The sequence below is a fragment of the Streptomyces sp. CB02261 genome (assembly GCF_001905665.1).
GTDB lineage: Bacteria > Actinomycetota > Actinomycetes > Streptomycetales > Streptomycetaceae > Streptomyces.
In genome coordinates, this window is the sequence record NZ_LIVX01000004.1 from 169,335 (window position 1) to 186,454 (window position 17,120).

Here is a 17,120-nt window from a genome sequence, read left to right on the forward strand (position 1 = left end):
GGGGAAAGGGGAACCATGGGAGGTACCGCACCCGCTCTCGAGGTGACGGACCTGACGGCGGGATACGGACCGGTACGTGCGTTGCGGCGGGTGTCGCTGACCGTGCCGGCGGGCGAGGTCGTCACCGTCCTGGGAGGCAACGGAGCCGGCAAGTCCACGCTGCTGCGGGCGGTCTCGCGCACCCTGCGGTTCCACGGCGGCGCCGTGGTCTCGGGCACGGTGAGCCGCGACGGACGGCCGCTCGACGGGCTGCCGCCGGACCGGGTCGTCGCGGCCGGCGTCTCCCAGGTGCCCGAGGGCCGCCAGGTCTTCGCCCGGATGACGGTCGAGGACAACCTGCGTGCCGGGGCGCTCGGCGGGCGCGGCGACCGGGCGGCGAAGGCCGCCGCCCTGCGCCGGGTCCACGAGCTGTTCCCGGTCCTGGCCGAGCGCGCCCGCCAGCAGGCCGGGCTGCTCTCGGGCGGCGAGCAGCAGATGCTGGCGGTCGGCCGCGCGCTGATGGCCGGGCCCGACCTGCTCCTGCTCGACGAGCCCTCCCTCGGGCTCGCCCCGCTGATGGCGGCCCGGATCGCGGACGCGATCCGCGAGATCAACGCGCAGGGCACGGCCGTGCTCCTGGTCGAGCAGAACGCGGCGCTCGCGCTGCGGCTCGCCTCCCGCGCCTACGTCCTGGAGGTCGGCGAGGTCACCCTGTCCGGCCCCGCCGCCGAGCTGGCGGCCTCCGACGAGGTACGCCGCCGCTACCTGGGTGTCGTCGACGAGGACGCCGCCGCCGACGCGGCCCGCGCCGACGCCTCGCACCCGGTCCTGTCCCGCTGGGAGGATTCCCGATGACCGACGCACCAGCGCCGCCCGCGGCCGCCCCGGGCGTCCCCGCCCTCGTCGTCGAGGGCCTCACCGTCCGCTTCGCCGGGCTCACCGCCCTCGACGGCGTCGGCTTCACCGTCCGGCCCGGCACCGTGCACGCCCTCATCGGGCCGAACGGCGCCGGCAAGTCCACCTGCTTCAACGTGCTCTCCGGTGTGTACCGGGCCACGGAGGGCTCCGTCCGTCTCGGCGCGCACGAGCTGACCCAGCTGCCCCCGCACCGGATCGCGGACCTCGGCGTCGGCCGGATCTTCCAGAACCTGGCCCTGCCGCCCCGCGCCAGCGTCGAGGACAGCCTGATGCTCGGCCGCCACCGCCTGACCCGTACCGGCTTCGTCGCCGCCGGGCTCCGGCTCCCCTCCGCCGTACGGGAGGAGGCGCGCCACCGCGCCAGGGTCCGGGAGATCGCCGCGTTCGTCGGTCTGGAGAAGCAGCTCGCCCAGCCCGCGGGCTCCCTGCCGTACGGGCAGCAGAAGCTCGCCGAACTCGCCCGCGCCCTCTGCATGGAGCCGAAGCTCCTGCTGCTCGACGAGCCCGTCGCCGGCATGACCGCCGACGAGCGGGTCCGTACCGCCTCGGTCATCGCGGGTGTCCGCGACAGCCTCGGCATCTCGGTCCTTCTCGTCGAGCACGACATGGGCCTGGTGATGCGGCTCGCCGACTCCGTCACCGTCCTCGACTTCGGCCGCCGCATCGCGGACGGGGCACCCGCCGCCGTCCAGAACGACCCGGCGGTCGTCCGCGCCTACCTCGGAGAGGAGTCCGCCGCGTGAGCACCTTCGCCGAGTTCCTGATCAACGGCATCTCACTGGGCTCGATCTACGCCCTCATCGCCCTCGGCTTCGTGGTCATCTTCCGCGCCACCGAGGTCGTCAACTTCGCCCACGCCTCCCTGCTCCTGGCCGGCGGCTACGTCACCGCCGTACTCCACGAGGAGATCGGCTTCTGGCCCGCCCTGCTCGCGGGCATCGCGGGCGCGGCGGTGGTGGGAGCGGCCGTCGAGTTCCTCGTGATGCGCCGGCACCGGGGCGGCGACCACAGCGTCCTCGCCATCGTCACCATCGGCGTCGACATCCTGCTCGCGACCGAGCTGACCCGCCGGATCGGGACGGACATCCTGGCCCTGGGCGACCCCTGGGGCGACGCCGTCGTCACGGTCGGGCCGGTCACGATCGCGGAGACCCGGATCGCCGCCCTGCTCGCCGCGGCCCTCCTCATCACCGCGTTCCTGCTCGCGTTCCGGTACACCTCCTGGGGCGTCGCCATGCGGGCCGCCGCCGAGAACCAGGAGACCGCGGCCCTCATGGGCATCCGGCTCGGCCGGGTCTCGCTCGGCGCCTGGGCGGTCGCCGGCGGACTCGCCGCCGTCGCCGCGCTCTTCCTCACCGTCTTCCCGACGCCGGGCCTGGAGCGGGCCACCTCGCTCGCCGCGCTCAAGGCCTTCCCCGCCGCCATCCTCGGCGGCCTCGACTCCACGACGGGCGCCCTCGTCGGCGGTCTCCTCGTCGGCGTGACGGAGTCCCTCGCCACCGGCTACCAGGGCGACCTGGCGTTCCTCGGCCGCGGGATCGGCGACCTGGCCCCCTATCTCGTCATGGTCGCGGTGCTCCTGATCCGCCCGGCCGGACTCTTCGGTACGAAGGAGCTGGCCCGTGTCTGAGACCCTCGCCCGGAGCGGCCTCCGGGTCCGTACCCCCGCGGTGTACGGGTGGGCCGCCGCCGGCCTCGTCCTCGTCGTCCTGCCCTTCTACCTGGACCGCTTCTGGCTCCAGGCGGGCCTGTTCGCGATGGCCGCCGCCCTCGGCGCGATCGGCATCAACCTGCTGACCGGCGCCACCGGCCAGCTCTCCATGGGGCACGCCTTCTTCCTCGCCGTCGGCGCCTACGGCTACTGCGCCTTCGCCGGTGACGGCGCCGACGGACTCGCCGGACTCGGCCTCCCCGGCTGGCTCGCCGCCATCCTGGCGGTCGCCCTCGCGGGCCTGGCGGGCGGGGTGTTCAGCCCCATCGCGGGCCGGCTGCGCGGTGCGTACCTCGGCATCGCCACCCTCGCCCTGATCTTCATCGGGCAGCACGTCCTGTTCAACGCGCACGACGTCACCGGCGGGTACAACGGCCGGGCCGTCCCGCCGCTCTCCCTCTTCGGCCTCACCTTCGACGACAGCGAACTCCTCGTCGCCCAGGTGCCGTTCGGTGCGGTGGAGAAGCTCTGGTACCTCGGTCTCGTGCTGCTCCTCGCCGGGGTGGTCTTCGCCCGCGGTGTGCTGCGGGGCCGCCCCGGCCGGGCGATGAACGCCATCCGGGACCACCGGATCGCCGCCGGGGTGATGGGCATCCCGGTGGCCCGCTACCGCGCCGCCGTCTTCGTCCTTTCCTCCATGTACGCGGGCCTGGCGGGTGTCCTGCTCGCCCTGGTCTTCCAGCGCACGGTGCCCGAGTACTTCGGCATGGCGCTCTCCCTCGAATACCTGGCCATGATCGTCATCGGCGGTCTCGGCTCGGTCGCCGGCGCGGTGGCCGGAGGCGTCTTCGTCTCCCTCCTGCCGCAGCTCCTCAACCGGTACAGCGACGCCCTGCCCCTGGTCTCCGCCCCCGGGACGGGCGGCATCGCACCGGGCGAGGCCTCGCGCTACCTGTACGGCGCCGCCGTGGTCGCGGTGGTGCTGTTCCTGCCCGGAGGTCTGGCCCGGCTCGCGGCCCGGCGGCCCGGCGCCCCCAAGAACCCCACGTCCCCCACTCCACCCGACACCTCTTCCACCGAACCCTCAGGGGAGGCACGATGACCCACCGACGACAGGCCGTGCGGGGCCTGGCCGCCGCGCTCGCCGCACTGGTCGCCCTCACCGCCGCCGGCTGCAGCTCGAAGGCCAAGACCGACGACGCCAAGCAGACCGACGCGGGCGGGGTGAAGACCGGCGAGGGCGTCACCGACAAGACGATCTCGCTCGGCGCGCTCACCGACATGACCGGGGTGTACGCCACCCTCGGCAAGAGCGTCACCCAGGCCCAGCAGCTGTACGTGAAGCAGGTCAACGCCGCCGGCGGCATCTGCGGCCGGCAGCTGGAGCTCACGGTCCGCGACCACGGCTACGACCCGCAGAAGGCGCTCGCCGCCTACACGGAGCTGGAGCCGAAGGTCGTCGGCTACCCGCAGTTCATCGGCTCCCCGTTCGTCGCCGCGGTCAAGTCCCGGGTCGACGGCCAGGACAAGGGCCTGGTCCTCCCGCAGGCCTGGTCGGCCTCGCTGCTCGGCTCCCCGTACATCCGCGTCCTGGGGTCCACGTACGACATCGAGACGATCAACGCCGTCGACTTCCTGCTGAAGGAGAAGGGACTGAAGTCGGGCGACAAGCTCGGGCACGTCTACTTCGAGGGCGACTACGGCGAGAACGCCCTCAAGGGCTCGAAGTACGCGGCCGGGAAGGCGGGTCTCACCGTCGTCGAGCAGAAGATCAAGCCCACCGACAACGACATGTCGGCGCAGGTCGCCGCGTTGAAGCAGGCCGGGGTCAAGGCCATCGTGATCAGCGCGGGCCCGCGCCAGGCCGCCTCCCTCGTCGGCGTCGCCGCCGCCACCGGACTCAAGGTCCCGGTCGTCGGCAACAACTCGGCCTTCGCCCCGCAGCTCCTCGGCACCCAGGCCGGACCCGCCCTGGAGAAGATGTACTGGTTCGCCTCCCCGAGCCTCCCCATCGGCGCGGACACCCCGACCGCGCAGAAGCTGGTCGCCGACTACAAGGCGGCCTACCCGGGCGACGCCCTCGACAACGGCATCGTCGCGGGCTGGACCGCCGCGGGCGTCTTCGGCGAGGCCCTCAAGAAGGCCTGCGCGAACAAGGACCTCACCCGTGACGGCGTCGGCAAGGCTCTCCTCACGATGACGGCCCACGACGCCGGCTTCGGCCTGAGCCACAACCTCGGCGACCCGAAGGCCCCGTCGTCCCGCGAGTCCGTCATCATCCAGCCGGACAAGTCCGTCCCCGGCGGCATGCGCACGGTGCGCCCGCCCTTCGTCTCGGACGCGGCGAAGGCCTACACCCCCTGATCGACCACGCTCCACCCCGTGGGCCGGGTTTCACACGCGCGAAACACCGCGATGTGAAGCTCGGCCCATGAACGTGACGATCGAGGAGAACCGCTCCCACCCGCGCCTCCCTGACCTGCTGGCCGCCTACCACCTGCTCAACCAGGCCGAGAAGGGGACGCCGGTCACCACGGTCGCCGGGCTCCCGGCCGTATACCGCGCGGAGGCAGAGGACCCGGCCACGGCCTTCGCCGCCGACACGGTCCTGCTCGCCACCCGGCCCGGCGACGACCTCCCGGCCGGCTGTGTCGTCCTCAAGGCCCCGTACGAGGGCCGGCCACCCGAGATCAAGCGGCTCTGGGTCGCGCCCGAGGCCCGCCGCAAGGGGATCGCGCAGGCCCTCATGACGGCGGCCCTGCGCCGGGCGGCGGCCTCCGGTGCCTCCGCCGTACGCCTCACGGTCTGGAACTGGCGGGAGGAGCCGCTGGCCCTCTACCGGCGCCTCGGCTTCGAGACCGTCGCCTCCTGGGACGAGCGGCCGGAACTGGTCTGCCTGGAGAAGCCGCTCGACGCCGTCGAGCGCCTCACCCCCGAGGACGTACGGGCCCACGCCTCCGCGGGTCTCGCCGCGCTCCTCGTCGACGCCGTGGACGGCGGCGCCTCCGTCGGCTTCCTGGCCCCCCTGGAGACCGCGGAGGCGGCCGCCTGGTGGACCGGGGTCGCCGACGAGACGGAGAGGGGCGTACGGGACGTCTGGGCGGCCCAGGGCCCCGACGGGCGCCTCGTCGGCGTCGTCACCCTGGTCCGGGCCGGCGCCGCGAACGGCCGGCACCGCGGTGAGGTCGCCCGGCTCCTGGTCCACCGCTCCGCCCGGGGCCGGGGCCTCGGGTACCGGCTCCTCGCCACGGCCGAGGCCCACGCCGCCGCCACGGGCCTGACCCTGCTCGTCCTGGACACCCAGACCGACAGCCCGGCCGAGCGCCTCTACCGGGGAGCGGGCTGGACGGCCGCCGGCACCATCCCGGACTTCGCCGCCGACCCGGCCGGCGTCCCGCGCGCCACGACGCTCTACTACAAGCGCCTCGGATAGCCGCGGGCCGCGCGAAGGGACCCCGGGAGGCTGTCGGAGGCCGCGCGAAGGGCCCCGGGAGGCTGCCGCGGGCGACGCGAAAGGGCCCCGGGAGGCTGTTCGCCTCCCGGGGCCCTTCCGTACGTCGTCGTCCGCTACGGCAGCTGTGCCGCCCGCGCCTCCCGGCTCTCACGCCGGTTGCCGCGGAAGGTGTTCACCCGACGGGCCGTCGCGAAGAGGGGGATCACGGCGCCCATCACGACCTGCAGCGCGCAGCCCGCCTGGAGCAGGAACGCACCGCCCGGCGCGTCGAACGCCCAGGCCGCCAGCATGCCCATCGCACCGACGATCCAGCTGAGCATCGCCACCGCGAGGACACCCCGCGGCTTGGGGTACTCGACCCGGCTCACCATCAGCCAGGCCACCCCGATGATCGCGAGCAGCGTCGGGACGAACGGCAGCTCCAGGAGCACGATCGAGACCACCGTCAGCGCGCCGAAGGGGCTCGGCATGCCCTGGAACATGCCGTCCTTCATGGTCACGCAGGAGAATCTCGCCAGCCGCAGCACCACCGCGAGGAGCACCGCCACCGCGGCCACCGCGGAGACCTTCTGCTGAGCACCGTCCGGGACCGCGACCATTCCGTACACGAGTACGAAGTAGGCCGGGGCCAGACCGAAGCTGATCAGGTCCGACAGGTTGTCGAGCTCGGCGCCCATCGGCGACGAGCGCAGCTTGCGGGCCACGATGCCGTCGAACAGGTCGAAGATCGCCGCGCACAGCATCAGGATCACGGCGGTGGCGGCGCTGTTGCGCGCCATGCCGGTCTCGGTGCTGCCCGTGAGGTGCGGGATGAGGATGCCCGTGGTGGTGAAGTACACCGCCATGAATCCACAGGTGGCGTTACCGAGCGTGAGGGCGTCCGCTATGGACAGCCTCAACGACAGCGGCATCTCCTCGGCCTCGTCGCCCGCCTCGTCATCGGTGCCGGCGACCCAGTCGGCGGCCCGTGTGTCGGGATCAATCACGGTCAATGCGAGTCACCCCCGCCGTGGTGGCCTGGCCGACCTCGACGGCGACCTCGACACCCTCGGGGAGGTAGATGTCGACGCGCGAGCCGAAGCGGATCAGACCGATGCGGTCACCCTGCTCGACCTTCGTCCCCTGCGGGATGTACGGCACGATGCGCCGGGCGACGGCACCCGCGATCTGCACCATCTCGATGTCGCCGAGCTCGGTGTCGAAGTGCCAGACAACGCGCTCGTTGTTCTCGCTCTCCTTGTTGAACGCCGGGACGAACCCACCGGGGATGTGCTCCACGGACGTCACGGTGCCGGCCAGCGGCGCCCGGTTGACGTGGACGTTCAGCGGGCTCATGAAGATGGCGACCCGGGTCCGCCCGTCCTTCCACGGCATGATGCTCTGCACCACACCGTCGGCGGGGGAGATGACCCGGCCCTGAGCGATCTCACGCTCGGGGTCGCGGAAGAACCACAGCATGCCGGCCGCGAGAGCGGTGGTCGGCACGGCGATGGCCGCGGCCCGCCTCGACTTGCGCGCGCGCACGAGGCTGAGCGCCGCGGTGGCGACGGTCGGCAGAAGCCACGGCGATGCTCCGCGCGCGAGGCGTACGCCGGAGAGGCTGTCGCGGTGTGCAGAGGTTTGGCTGTGGGGCATGGATGACCTTCGTAGCGGATGATGCCGCACTGGCAACGGGGACGGCGGCTTTCCCGCGATGCTATCGGTTGCGGGGCGCAACTGGGTAAGCCAGGAACCGAGTCGACGGCCGGAAGACGAACACAGGGTGTGATCTTCTTCGCGGCCGAATCGACCCAAAGCCGACAATCACCCCTGGAATCGGTACTCCTCGAGGAGCCGGCGACCAATGATCATTTTCTGGATCTCGGCGGTACCTTCACCGATGAGCAGCATCGGCGCCTCACGGTAGAGACGCTCGATCTCGTACTCCTTGGAGAAGCCGTACCCGCCGTGGATGCGGAAGGCGTCCTCGACGACCTCCTTGCAGTACTCGGAGGCGAGGTACTTCGCCATCCCTGCTTCAAGGTCGTTTCGTTCCCCGGAGTCCTTTTTGCGTGCTGCGTTCACCATCATGGCATGGGCGGCCTCGACCTTGGTAGCCATTTCGGCCAGCTTGAACTGGATCGCCTGGTGCTGGGCGATCGGCTTGCCGAAGGTGTGGCGCTGCTGGGCGTACGAGACACCCAGCTCGAAGGCACGCTGAGCGACGCCGCAACCACGCGCGGCCACGTTCACGCGGCCGACCTCGACACCGTCCATCATTTGGTAAAACCCTCGGCCGGTGACCCCGCCGAGCACCCGATTGGCCGGAATGCGCAGTCCGTCCATGATGAGCTCGGTCGTGTCGACGCCCTTGTAACCCATCTTGTCGATCTTCCCGGGGATGGTGAGGCCGGGGCGGACCTCACCGAAGCCGGGCTCCTTCTCGACGAGGAAGGTCGTCATCGACTTGTGGGGGGCGGTGCCCTCCGGGTGTCCTTCGTCACTTCGGACGAGAACGGCGACCAGCGTTGACGTTCCGCCGTTCGTCAGCCACATCTTCTGACCGTTGAGGACGTACTCGTCACCGTCCTTGACCGCCTTGGACGTGATGGCCGACACGTCCGAGCCGAGGGCGGGCTCCGACATCGAGAACGCGCCGCGCGTCTCGCCGGCCGCCATCCGCGGGAGGAAGTACTCCTTCTGCTCCTGCGTGCCGTGCTGCTTCAGCATGTACGCCACGATGAAGTGCGTGTTGATGATGCCGGAGACCGACATCCAGCCGCGGGCGATCTCCTCCACGCACAGCGCGTAGGTGAGCAGCGACTCACCCAGACCCCCGTACTCCTCGGGGATCATCAGACCGAAGACACCGAGCTCCTTGAGCCCGTCGACGATCTGCTGCGGGTACTCGTCGCGGTGCTCGAGCTCCGTCGCGACCGGGATGATCTCCTTGTCGACGAAGTCCCGGACAGTGGCGAGGATCTCCTGCTGGACGTCGGTCAGACCGTGGGTCTGGGCGAGGCGCGCCATGGCTACTTCCCCTGTTCCTTCAGCTCCGGGCGGCCGGGCTGCTCGCCGCCGCGCGCTTCGATGTACTCGGCGGTCGGGACCATCACCTTGCGGCGGAAGACGCACACCAGGGTGCCGTCCTGCTTGTAGCCCTTGGTCTCGACGTAGACGATCCCGCGGTCGGTCTTCGACTTCGACGGGGTCTTGTCGAGGACCGTGGTCTCGCCGTAGATGGTGTCGCCGTGGAAGGTCGGCGCCACGTGCCGCAGCGACTCGATCTCCAGGTTGGCGATGGCCTTCCCGGAGACGTCCGGCACGGACATGCCGAGCAGTAGCGAGTAGATGTAGTTGCCGACGACCACGTTCCGCTTGAAGTCGGTCGTGTTCTCCGCGTAGTTCACGTCCATGTGCAGCGGATGGTGGTTCATCGTCAGCAGGCAGAAGAGGTGGTCGTCGTACTCGGTGACCGTCTTCCCGGGCCAGTGCTTGTAGACGGCACCGATCTCGAACTCTTCGTAGGTACGGCCGAACTGCATCGGGCTCAGGCCTCCGGGATCTCGAACTTGCTGGTGCGCTGCATGCCGGCGGCACGTCCCTTGCCGGAGATGACCAGGGCCATCTTGCGGGAGGCCTCGTCGATCATCTCGTCGCCGAGCATCGCGGAGCCCTTCTTCCCGCCGGCCTCGGAGGTGTAGTAGTCGTAGGCGTCGAGGATCAGCTCGGCGTGGTCGTAGTCCTCCTGCGAGGGCGAGAAGATCTCGTTCGCGGCGGCGACCTGGTCCGGGTGCAGCACCCACTTGCCGTCGAAACCGAGGGCCGCGGCGCGCTGCGCGACCGCCTTGTAGCCCTCCTGGTTCCTGATCTGCAGGTAGGGGCCGTCGATCGCCTGGAGGTTGTTGGCGCGGGCGGCCATCAGGATGCTCATCAGGATGTGGTGGTACGCGTCCGCCGGGTAGCCGGGCGGCTGCTCGCCCACGACGAGGGACTTCATGTTGATGGACGCCATGAAGTCGGCCGGGCCGAAGATGATCGTCTCGACGCGCGGGGAGGCCTGCGCGATCGCGTTGACGTTGTTCAGGCCCTGGGCGTTCTCGATCTGCGCCTCGATGCCGATCTTGCCGACCTCGAAGCCCATCGTCTTCTCGATCTGCGTCAGCAGCAGGTCCAGCGCGACGATCTGCTGGGCGTCCTGGACCTTCGGCAGCATGATGCAGTCGAGGTTCTGGCCGGCGCCCTCGACGACGGTGACGACGTCACGGTACGTCCAGTGGGTCGTCCAGTCGTTGACGCGGACCACACGGGTCTTGCCGGTCCAGTCGCCCTCGTTGAGGAACTTGACGATGGTGTGCCGGGCCTCGGGCTTGGCCAGCGGGGCGCACGCGTCCTCCAGGTCCAGGAAGACCTGGTCGGCCGCGAGGCCCTGGGCCTTCTCCAGGAAGCGCGGGTTGGAGCCGGGCACCGCGAGACAGGAGCGGCGGGGGCGGAGCCGGTTCACGGGGCTGGTCATGCGGGAACCTCCAGGGGGTCGAGCTTGTTCGCTGTCCGGATCTCGTCGACGATACGGCCGATGATCTCCGTGATACCGAAGTCCTTCGGTGTGAAGACGGCGGCCACGCCCGCCCGCTTCAGTTCTGCGGCGTCGGCGTTCGGGATGATCCCGCCGACGATGACCGGAACGTCGGTCGCGCCCGCCTCGCGGAGGCGGTCGAGGACGTCCGGGACCAGCTCGGCGTGCGAGCCGGAGAGGATCGAGAGACCCACGCAGTGCACGTCCTCGGCGAGGGCCGCGTTCACGATCTGCTCCGGGGTCAGCCGGATGCCCTGGTAGACCACCTCGAAACCGGCGTCACGCGCGCGTACGGCGATCTGCTCGGCCCCGTTGGAGTGCCCGTCGAGGCCCGGCTTGCCGACGAGCAGCCGCAGCCGCCCGCAGCCGAGCTCCTCGGCGGTCCGCGCCACCTTCTCCCGCACGAGAGCGAGCGGCGTGCCCGCCTCGGCCGTCACCGCGACCGGGGCGGAGGACACGCCGGTGGGGGCGCGGAACTCGCCGAAGACATCCCGCAGCGCCCAGGACCACTCCCCGGTCGTGACGCCCGCACGCGCGCACTCCAGGGTGGCGGCGAAGAGGTTGCCGTCACCGGCAGCCGTCGCCTTCAGCTTCGCCAGGGATTCCTGGGCGCGGGTCTCGTCGCGGTTGTCGCGCCACTCGTGGAGGGCCGCGACCACCCGCGCCTCGTTCGCCGGGTCCACCGTCATGATCGCGGTGTCCAGATCGGCGGTGAGGGGGTTCTCCTCGGTCGACTGGAAGATGTTGACGCCGATGATCTTCTCGTCGCCGGCCTCGATCCGGGCGCGCCGCTCGGCGTGCGAGGAGACGAGCTGCGACTTGAGGTAGCCGGACTCGACGGCGGCCATCGCGCCGCCCATCTCCTGGATCCGCTCGATCTCGGCCAGGCACTCCTCGACGAGCGAGTCGACCTTGGCCTCGATCACGTGCGAGCCGGCGAAGATGTCCTCGTACTCCAGGAGGTCGGACTCGTGGGCGAGGACCTGCTGGATGCGGAGCGACCACTGCTGGTCCCAGGGCCGGGGCAGACCGAGCGCCTCGTTCCAGGCGGGCAGCTGCACGGCCCGCGCGCGGGCGTCCTTGGAGAGGGTGACGGCCAGCATCTCCAGGACGATCCGCTGGACGTTGTTCTCCGGCTGGGCCTCGGTCAGACCGAGCGAGTTGACCTGCACGCCGTAGCGGAACCGGCGCTGCTTCTCGTTCTCGATCCCGTACCGCTCGCGGGTGACCTTGTCCCAGATGCGGCCGAAGGCGCGCATCTTGCACATCTCCTCGATGAAGCGGACGCCCGCGTTCACGAAGAACGAGATGCGGGCGACCACCTCGCCGAAGCGGTCCTCCGGGACCTGCCCGGAGTCGCGTACCGCGTCGAGCACCGCGATCGCGGTGGACATCGCGTACGAGATCTCCTGGACCGGAGTGGCCCCCGCCTCCTGCAGGTGGTAGCTGCAGATGTTGATCGGGTTCCACTTCGGGATGTTGTTCACCGTGTAGGTGATCATGTCCGTCGTGAGGCGGAGGGAGGGGCCGGGCGGGAAGACGTGCGTCCCGCGCGACAGGTACTCCTTCACGATGTCGTTCTGTGTGGTGCCCTGGAGCCGGGTGACGTCCGCGCCCTGCTCCTCAGCGACCACCTGGTAGAGCGCCAGGAGCCACATCGCCGTGGCGTTGATGGTCATCGAGGTGTTCATCCGGTCCAGGGGGATGTCCTGGAACAGCCGCCGCATGTCACCGAGGTGCGAGACGGGGACCCCGACCCGGCCGACCTCGCCGCGGGCGAGGATGTGGTCGGGGTCGTATCCGGTCTGCGTCGGCAGGTCGAACGCGACCGAGAGGCCGGTCTGCCCCTTGGCGAGGTTGCGCCGGTACAGCTCGTTGGACGCCTCGGCGGTCGAGTGACCGGCGTACGTCCGCATGAGCCACGGCCGGTCCTTCTGGCGCTCAGTCATCTATGCTCCCGGGCTCAGATGTTACGGAAGCGGTTGATGGCGTCGATGTGCTTCTCGCGCATCTCCGGGTCGCGCACGCCGAGGCCCTCCTGCGGGGCGAGCGCGAGGACGCCGACCTTGCCCTGGTGCAGGTTGCGGTGCACGTCGTAGGCGGCCTGGCCGGTGTCCTCCAGGGAGTACACCTTCGACAGGGTGGGGTGGATCTTGCCCTTGGCGATGAGGCGGTTGGCCTCCCACGCCTCGCGGTAGTTGGCGAAGTGCGAGCCGATGATCCGCTTCAGCGACATCCACAGGTACCGGTTGTCGTACTCGTGCATGTAGCCCGAGGTCGAGGCGCAGGTGGTGATCGTGCCGCCCTTGCGGGTGACGTACACGCTCGCGCCGAAGGTCTCGCGGCCCGGGTGCTCGAAGACGATGTCGATGTCCTCGCCGCCGGTGAGCTCGCGGATGCGCTTGCCGAAGCGCTTCCACTCCTTCGGGTCCTGGGTGTGCTCGTCCTTCCAGAACTTGTAGCCCTCGGCGTTCCGGTCGATGACCGCGTCGGCGCCCATCGAGCGGCAGATGTCGGCCTTCTCGGGGGAGGAGACGACACAGATCGGGTTGGCGCCGCCGGCCAGGGCGAACTGGGTGGCGTACGAGCCGAGCCCGCCGCTCGCGCCCCAGATCAGGACGTTGTCGCCCTGCTTCATGCCGGCGCCGTTGCGGGAGACCAGCTGGCGGTACGCGGTGGAGTTGACGAGGCCGGGGGAGGCCGCCTCCTCCCAGCTCAGGTGGCCGGGCTTCGGCATCAGCTGGTTCGACTTGACGAGGGCGATCTCCGCCAGGCCGCCGAAGTTGGTCTCGAAGCCCCAGATGCGCTGCTCGGGGTCGAGCATCGTGTCGTTGTGTCCGTCCGAGGACTCCAGCTCCACCGAGAGGCAGTGGGCGACGACCTCGTCGCCGGGCTTCCACGAGTTCACGCCGGGGCCGGTGCGCAGCACGACGCCCGCGAGGTCGGAGCCGATGACGTGGTAGGGCAGGTCGTGGCGCTTGCTGAGGTCGCTGAGCCTGCCGTACCGCTCCAGGAAGCCGAAGGTCGACACCGGCTCGAAGATCGAGGTCCAGACCGAGTTGTAGTTGACCGAGCTGGCCATGACGGCGACCAGCGCCTCGCCCGGGCCGAGCTCGGGCAGCGGCACGTCGTCGAGGTGCAGCGACTTGCGCGGGTCCTTGTCGCGGCTGGCGAGCCCGGCGAACATCTCCTCCTCGTCCTTGTGGACGGTGACGGCCCGGTACGACTCGGGGAGCGAGATGTTCGCGAAGTCGGCGGACGTGGAGTCCGGCGACTGGATCGCGTCCAGGATGTCCTTCACGGGGATGCCTCCGGCGGTGCGGCGTCCGAGGGGGACGCGCTGGGGGTTACGTCTGGGGTGCTGCTGTGGAGGTGTGCCGTCGGTTCGGCGGGTGGAGCGGTGGCGGCGCCTGTGGGCGCGAGGGGTGCCTGTGACGCAGGCGTCCGGGCGCACAATCACGATCGCTTGTGGGGACAGCCGGCGCACGAGGAGACCTCGGCGCGCCGGCCGCCCGGACAACATCAACGTATGGCACGCCGTGTCACGTGACAAGGCACTGCGTGCCAACAATTTCACTCATATGCAATCCGCGGGTCACATGTGAGCGATGATCGATCGAACGAGGGGTGAAAAGGGACGAAGAAGGCCGCCCCCGGGGCGGGGGCGGCCTTCGGTGTCAGAGGTCGAGCGCGGGGGGCGGCTGCCGCTCAGCCGCTGTTCAGGGCTCGCTGGATCGTGCGCATGACCTCGTCGAGGGGCGCGTCCGTACGGGCCACGGCGACCACCACGTCCCCCTCCGTGGAGGCCATGGCGACCGGGGCCGGGGCGGCCGGCTGCGGAGAGGTGGTGGGCCGCGCGCCTATGCCCGAACCGAAGGTCTCCCGGACGATGGCGAAGGCGTGGTCCAGCTGGGACTCCACGTCGCCCTGGCCGCCCGCCCGCAGCCAGCGGCGCAGGACGTGGTTGTGGGCCGTGACGACCGCCGATGCGGCCACCTCCGCGAGCAGCGGGTCGTCGTTGCCGTCGTGGTGGTCCCGCTCGTCGAAGTGCCCGAGGAGATAGCGGGTGAACAGGCGCTCGTAGCGGGCCACCGAGGCGATCTCCCGCTCCCGCAATGTCGGCACCTCACGGGTGAGGCGGTACCGCTCCACGGAGACCGCGGGCGACCCCGCGTACATCTTCATGACTTCCTTGATGCCCCGGCACACCGTGTCGAGCGGGTGCTCGTGCGGCGGCGCCGCGTTCAGCACCGCCTCGGCCCGCACCAGCGTGTCGTCGTGGTCGGGGAAGATCGCCTCCTCCTTGGAGCGGAAGTGGCGGAAGAAGGTCCGCCGCGCGACCCCGGCCGTGGCCGCGATCTCGTCGACGGTCGTGGCCTCGTACCCCTTGGTCGCGAAGAGCTCCATGGCGGCGGCGGCGAGCTCCCTGCGCATCTTGAGCCGCTGCGCGGCGGCGCGGGTGCCCGCCGCGCTCTCCGGAGCGTCGGACGGGGACGTGGCACGGGGTGTCTTCGCGGCCTTGGGCATGGTCCGAACGTACTGCATCGGCGGGAGAGTGTGCCCAGGTGGGGGCGGGGAGGCCCCCGGGACACCGACGGTGCCCGGGGGACTCAGAAGACCGCCCCAGCCGGCCGCTCCGGGCTCAGCGTCGGGCATATTCGCGGAAGCCGCGCCCCGTCTTGCGGCCCAGGCAGCCCGCCGCCACCAGGTGCTCCAGGAGCGGAGCCGGGGCGAGGCCCGGGTCGCGGAACTCGCGGTGCAGCACCTGCTCGATCGCGAGGGAGACGTCCAGACCGACCACGTCGAGGAGTTCGAACGGGCCCATCGGGTACCCGCCGCCCAGCTTCATCGCCGCGTCGATGTCGTCGAGGGTCGCGTAGTGGTCCTGGACCATCTTGATCGCGTTGTTCAGGTACGGGAAGAGCAGGGCGTTCACGATGAAGCCGGCCCGGTCGCCGCAGTCCACCGGGTGCTTGCGGATCCTCGTGGTGACCTCGCGCACGGTCGCGTGGACGTCGTCGCCGGTGAGGACCGTACGGACGATCTCGACCAGCTTCATCGCGGGCGCCGGGTTGAAGAAGTGCATCCCGATGACGTCCTGCGGACGCGAGGTCGCGCGGGCGCAGGCCACGACCGGCAGCGAGGAGGTCGTGGTGGCCAGCACCGCGCCCGGCTTGCAGATCTTGTCGAGCCGGGCGAACAGCTCCTGCTTGATCCCCAGGTCCTCGGCGACCGCCTCGACGGCCAGGTCGACCTCGGAGAAGGCGTCGAGGGTGCCCGCCGCGGTGATCAGGCCCAGCGTCGTGTCCCGTGCCTCGGCCGTCATCCGGCCCTTGTCGACGGAGCGGGCCAGCGACTTCGCGATCCGGGCCTTGGCCGTGTCCGCCTTCTCCTGGGAGCGGGCGGCGAGCACGACCTCGTACCCGGCCTTGGCGAAGACCTCGGCGATGCCGGAGGCCATCGTGCCCGAGCCGGCGACGCCCACCGAGCGCACCTCGCGGCCGGCGCTGGCCTCCGCCGAGCCGAGCGGCGTCAGCGCGTCCCGCACCACCTCACCGGAGCCCGGCGCCGCGTACGTGTAGAAGCCTCGGCCCGACTTGCGGCCGGTCAGCCCGGCCTCGCTGAGCTGCTTGAGGATCGGCGCCGGGGCGTGCAGCCGGTCGTGGGAGTCCGCGTACATGGCCTCCAGGACCGTACGGGCGGTGTCCACGCCGATCAGGTCGAGCAGCGCCAGTGGGCCCATCGGGAGGCCGCAGCCGAGCCGCATGGCCGCGTCGATGTCCTCGCGGGAGGCGTACTTCGCCTCGTACATGGCGGCGGCCTGGTTCAGATAGCCGAAGAGCAGCCCGTCCGCGATGAAACCGGCCCGGTCTCCGACCGCCACCGGTTCCTTGCCGAGGTCGTGGGCCAATCGGGTGACGGCGTCGACGGCCCGCGGGTCGGTCAGCACCGAGGAGACCACCTCGACCAGCTTCATGGCCTGGACCGGGGTGAAGAAGTGCAGGCCGAGAACCCGCTCGGGGTGCGCCGAGTCGGCGGCGAGCCGGGTGACGGAGAGCGCGTTGGTGCCCGTGGCCAGGACGGTGTCGGGCCGCACGATGCCGTCGAGGGCCCGGAAGACCTCGTGCTTCGCCTCGTACGACTCGGGCACGACCTCGATCACCAGGTCCGCGTCGGCGGCCGCGTGGAGGTCGGAGAAGGTACGGAAGCGGGCCAGGACGTCCTGCCGCTCCTCCTCGGTGATCCGCTCGCGGGCCACCGCGCGGGCGGTGGAGGCCTCCAGGGCGGCGACGGCCTGGGCGGCGGCGGTGTCGCTGATGTCGATGCCGATGACCTCGCGGCCGGCGCGGACCAGGACATCGGCGATACCGGTGCCCATGGTGCCGAGACCGACGACGGCGATGGTGGAGAGAGGGGTGTCCATCAGGGGACTCCTGAGAGGAAGAGTGACGACTGAGGGCAGAGCGTGCGAGGGCGATACGCGAGGGTGAGCCGCTGAATTGCACGAAGGAAGGCGTGCGGAGGAAGGCCCGAAGAAAGGGCGGTGCCCGGTGAAAAGGGCC

At 70.7% G+C, this 17,120-nt stretch carries 15 protein-coding genes and 1 pseudogene; 7 read left to right on the forward strand and 9 right to left on the reverse strand.

Annotated elements, in window-relative coordinates; genetic code table 11:
* The first annotated feature begins 15 nt into the window (after positions 1-15).
* From AMK29_RS14155 to AMK29_RS37040, 7 genes and pseudogenes are all read left to right on the forward strand, one after another.
* Positions 16-834 carry an ABC transporter ATP-binding protein gene (locus AMK29_RS14155; protein ID WP_073812541.1) on the forward strand — a complete coding sequence of 273 codons (819 nt, stop codon included), beginning with the start codon at positions 16-18 and terminating at the stop codon, positions 832-834.
* Complete coding sequence (locus AMK29_RS14160; RefSeq protein ID WP_073812543.1) at positions 831-1,640, forward strand: ABC transporter ATP-binding protein; 810 nt, start codon at positions 831-833, stop codon at positions 1,638-1,640. The genes AMK29_RS14155 and AMK29_RS14160 overlap by 4 nt, the downstream gene beginning before the upstream one ends.
* Positions 1,637-2,527 (forward strand): branched-chain amino acid ABC transporter permease, encoded by an 891-nt coding sequence (locus tag AMK29_RS14165; protein WP_073812544.1) that lies wholly within the window; start codon positions 1,637-1,639, stop codon positions 2,525-2,527. Before AMK29_RS14160 ends, AMK29_RS14165 begins: the two co-directional genes overlap by 4 nt.
* Positions 2,520-3,650 carry a branched-chain amino acid ABC transporter permease gene (locus AMK29_RS14170; protein ID WP_073812546.1) on the forward strand — a complete coding sequence of 377 codons (1,131 nt, stop codon included), beginning with the start codon at positions 2,520-2,522 and terminating at the stop codon, positions 3,648-3,650. Before AMK29_RS14165 ends, AMK29_RS14170 begins: the two co-directional genes overlap by 8 nt.
* The gene (locus tag AMK29_RS14175; RefSeq protein WP_073812547.1) at positions 3,647-4,912 is read left to right on the forward strand and encodes an ABC transporter substrate-binding protein; all 1,266 of its coding nucleotides are present in this window, start codon (positions 3,647-3,649) and stop codon (positions 4,910-4,912) included. Before AMK29_RS14170 ends, AMK29_RS14175 begins: the two co-directional genes overlap by 4 nt.
* A gap of 67 nt (positions 4,913-4,979) precedes the next feature.
* A pseudogene (locus AMK29_RS37035) lies at positions 4,980-5,405 on the forward strand (GNAT family N-acetyltransferase); the annotation flags it as partial.
* Between the two features lie 39 nt (positions 5,406-5,444).
* Positions 5,445-5,981 carry a GNAT family N-acetyltransferase gene (locus AMK29_RS37040; RefSeq protein WP_079196926.1) on the forward strand — a complete coding sequence of 179 codons (537 nt, stop codon included), beginning with the start codon at positions 5,445-5,447 and terminating at the stop codon, positions 5,979-5,981.
* A 134-nt stretch (positions 5,982-6,115) separates the two neighbouring features.
* On the opposite strand, the gene pssA is transcribed toward AMK29_RS37040, so the two are convergent.
* The 9 genes from pssA to AMK29_RS14225 all read right to left on the reverse strand — a co-directional run bounded on the left by pssA (position 6,116) and on the right by AMK29_RS14225 (position 16,981).
* A complete protein-coding gene (gene pssA / locus AMK29_RS14185; RefSeq protein WP_073812551.1) occupies positions 6,116-6,988 on the reverse strand; it encodes a CDP-diacylglycerol--serine O-phosphatidyltransferase in 873 nt (290 codons plus the stop codon).
* Positions 6,981-7,637 (reverse strand): phosphatidylserine decarboxylase, encoded by a 657-nt coding sequence (locus tag AMK29_RS14190; protein WP_073812552.1) that lies wholly within the window; start codon positions 7,635-7,637, stop codon positions 6,981-6,983. Before AMK29_RS14190 ends, pssA begins: the two co-directional genes overlap by 8 nt.
* Positions 7,638-7,805: 168 nt before the next feature.
* Positions 7,806-9,011 (reverse strand): acyl-CoA dehydrogenase family protein, encoded by a 1,206-nt coding sequence (locus AMK29_RS14195; RefSeq protein ID WP_073812554.1) that lies wholly within the window; start codon positions 9,009-9,011, stop codon positions 7,806-7,808.
* Between the two features lie 2 nt (positions 9,012-9,013).
* Positions 9,014-9,526: a MaoC family dehydratase gene (locus AMK29_RS14200; RefSeq protein WP_073812557.1), complete on the reverse strand. Its 513-nt coding sequence runs from the start codon at positions 9,524-9,526 to the stop codon at positions 9,014-9,016.
* Between the two features lie 5 nt (positions 9,527-9,531).
* Positions 9,532-10,497 (reverse strand): HpcH/HpaI aldolase/citrate lyase family protein, encoded by a 966-nt coding sequence (locus tag AMK29_RS14205; protein WP_073812559.1) that lies wholly within the window; start codon positions 10,495-10,497, stop codon positions 9,532-9,534.
* A complete protein-coding gene (locus AMK29_RS14210; protein WP_073812562.1) occupies positions 10,494-12,506 on the reverse strand; it encodes a protein meaA in 2,013 nt (670 codons plus the stop codon). The genes AMK29_RS14205 and AMK29_RS14210 overlap by 4 nt, the downstream gene beginning before the upstream one ends.
* Before the next feature lie 14 nt (positions 12,507-12,520).
* Positions 12,521-13,858, reverse strand: a complete 1,338-nt coding sequence (gene ccrA, locus AMK29_RS14215; protein WP_073812565.1) for a crotonyl-CoA carboxylase/reductase — start codon at positions 13,856-13,858, stop codon at positions 12,521-12,523.
* A gap of 407 nt (positions 13,859-14,265) precedes the next feature.
* Positions 14,266-15,084 (reverse strand): TetR family transcriptional regulator, encoded by an 819-nt coding sequence (locus AMK29_RS14220; RefSeq protein WP_241845356.1) that lies wholly within the window; start codon positions 15,082-15,084, stop codon positions 14,266-14,268.
* A gap of 115 nt (positions 15,085-15,199) precedes the next feature.
* Entirely contained in the window at positions 15,200-16,981 is a 1,782-nt protein-coding gene (locus AMK29_RS14225; protein ID WP_073812570.1) for a 3-hydroxyacyl-CoA dehydrogenase family protein, read from the reverse strand.
* Positions 16,982-17,120 lie beyond the last annotated feature (139 nt).

Excerpts from the sequence above, each read along its gene's own strand:
- AMK29_RS14155 (WP_073812541.1), top strand. The coding sequence starts at position 16 with ATGGGAGGTACCGCACCCGCTCTCGAGGTGACGGACCTGACGGCGGGA.
- AMK29_RS14160 (WP_073812543.1), top strand. The coding sequence starts at position 831 with ATGACCGACGCACCAGCGCCGCCCGCGGCCGCCCCGGGCGTCCCCGCC.
- AMK29_RS14175 (WP_073812547.1), top strand. The coding sequence starts at position 3,647 with ATGACCCACCGACGACAGGCCGTGCGGGGCCTGGCCGCCGCGCTCGCC.
- AMK29_RS14190 (WP_073812552.1), bottom strand. The coding sequence starts at position 7,637 with ATGCCCCACAGCCAAACCTCTGCACACCGCGACAGCCTCTCCGGCGTA.
- AMK29_RS14195 (WP_073812554.1), bottom strand. The coding sequence starts at position 9,011 with ATGGCGCGCCTCGCCCAGACCCACGGTCTGACCGACGTCCAGCAGGAG.
- AMK29_RS14200 (WP_073812557.1), bottom strand. The coding sequence starts at position 9,526 with ATGCAGTTCGGCCGTACCTACGAAGAGTTCGAGATCGGTGCCGTCTAC.
- AMK29_RS14205 (WP_073812559.1), bottom strand. The coding sequence starts at position 10,497 with ATGACCAGCCCCGTGAACCGGCTCCGCCCCCGCCGCTCCTGTCTCGCG.
- AMK29_RS14210 (WP_073812562.1), bottom strand. The coding sequence starts at position 12,506 with ATGACTGAGCGCCAGAAGGACCGGCCGTGGCTCATGCGGACGTACGCC.
- AMK29_RS14220 (WP_241845356.1), bottom strand. The coding sequence starts at position 15,084 with ATGCCCAAGGCCGCGAAGACACCCCGTGCCACGTCCCCGTCCGACGCT.
- AMK29_RS14225 (WP_073812570.1), bottom strand. The coding sequence starts at position 16,981 with ATGGACACCCCTCTCTCCACCATCGCCGTCGTCGGTCTCGGCACCATG.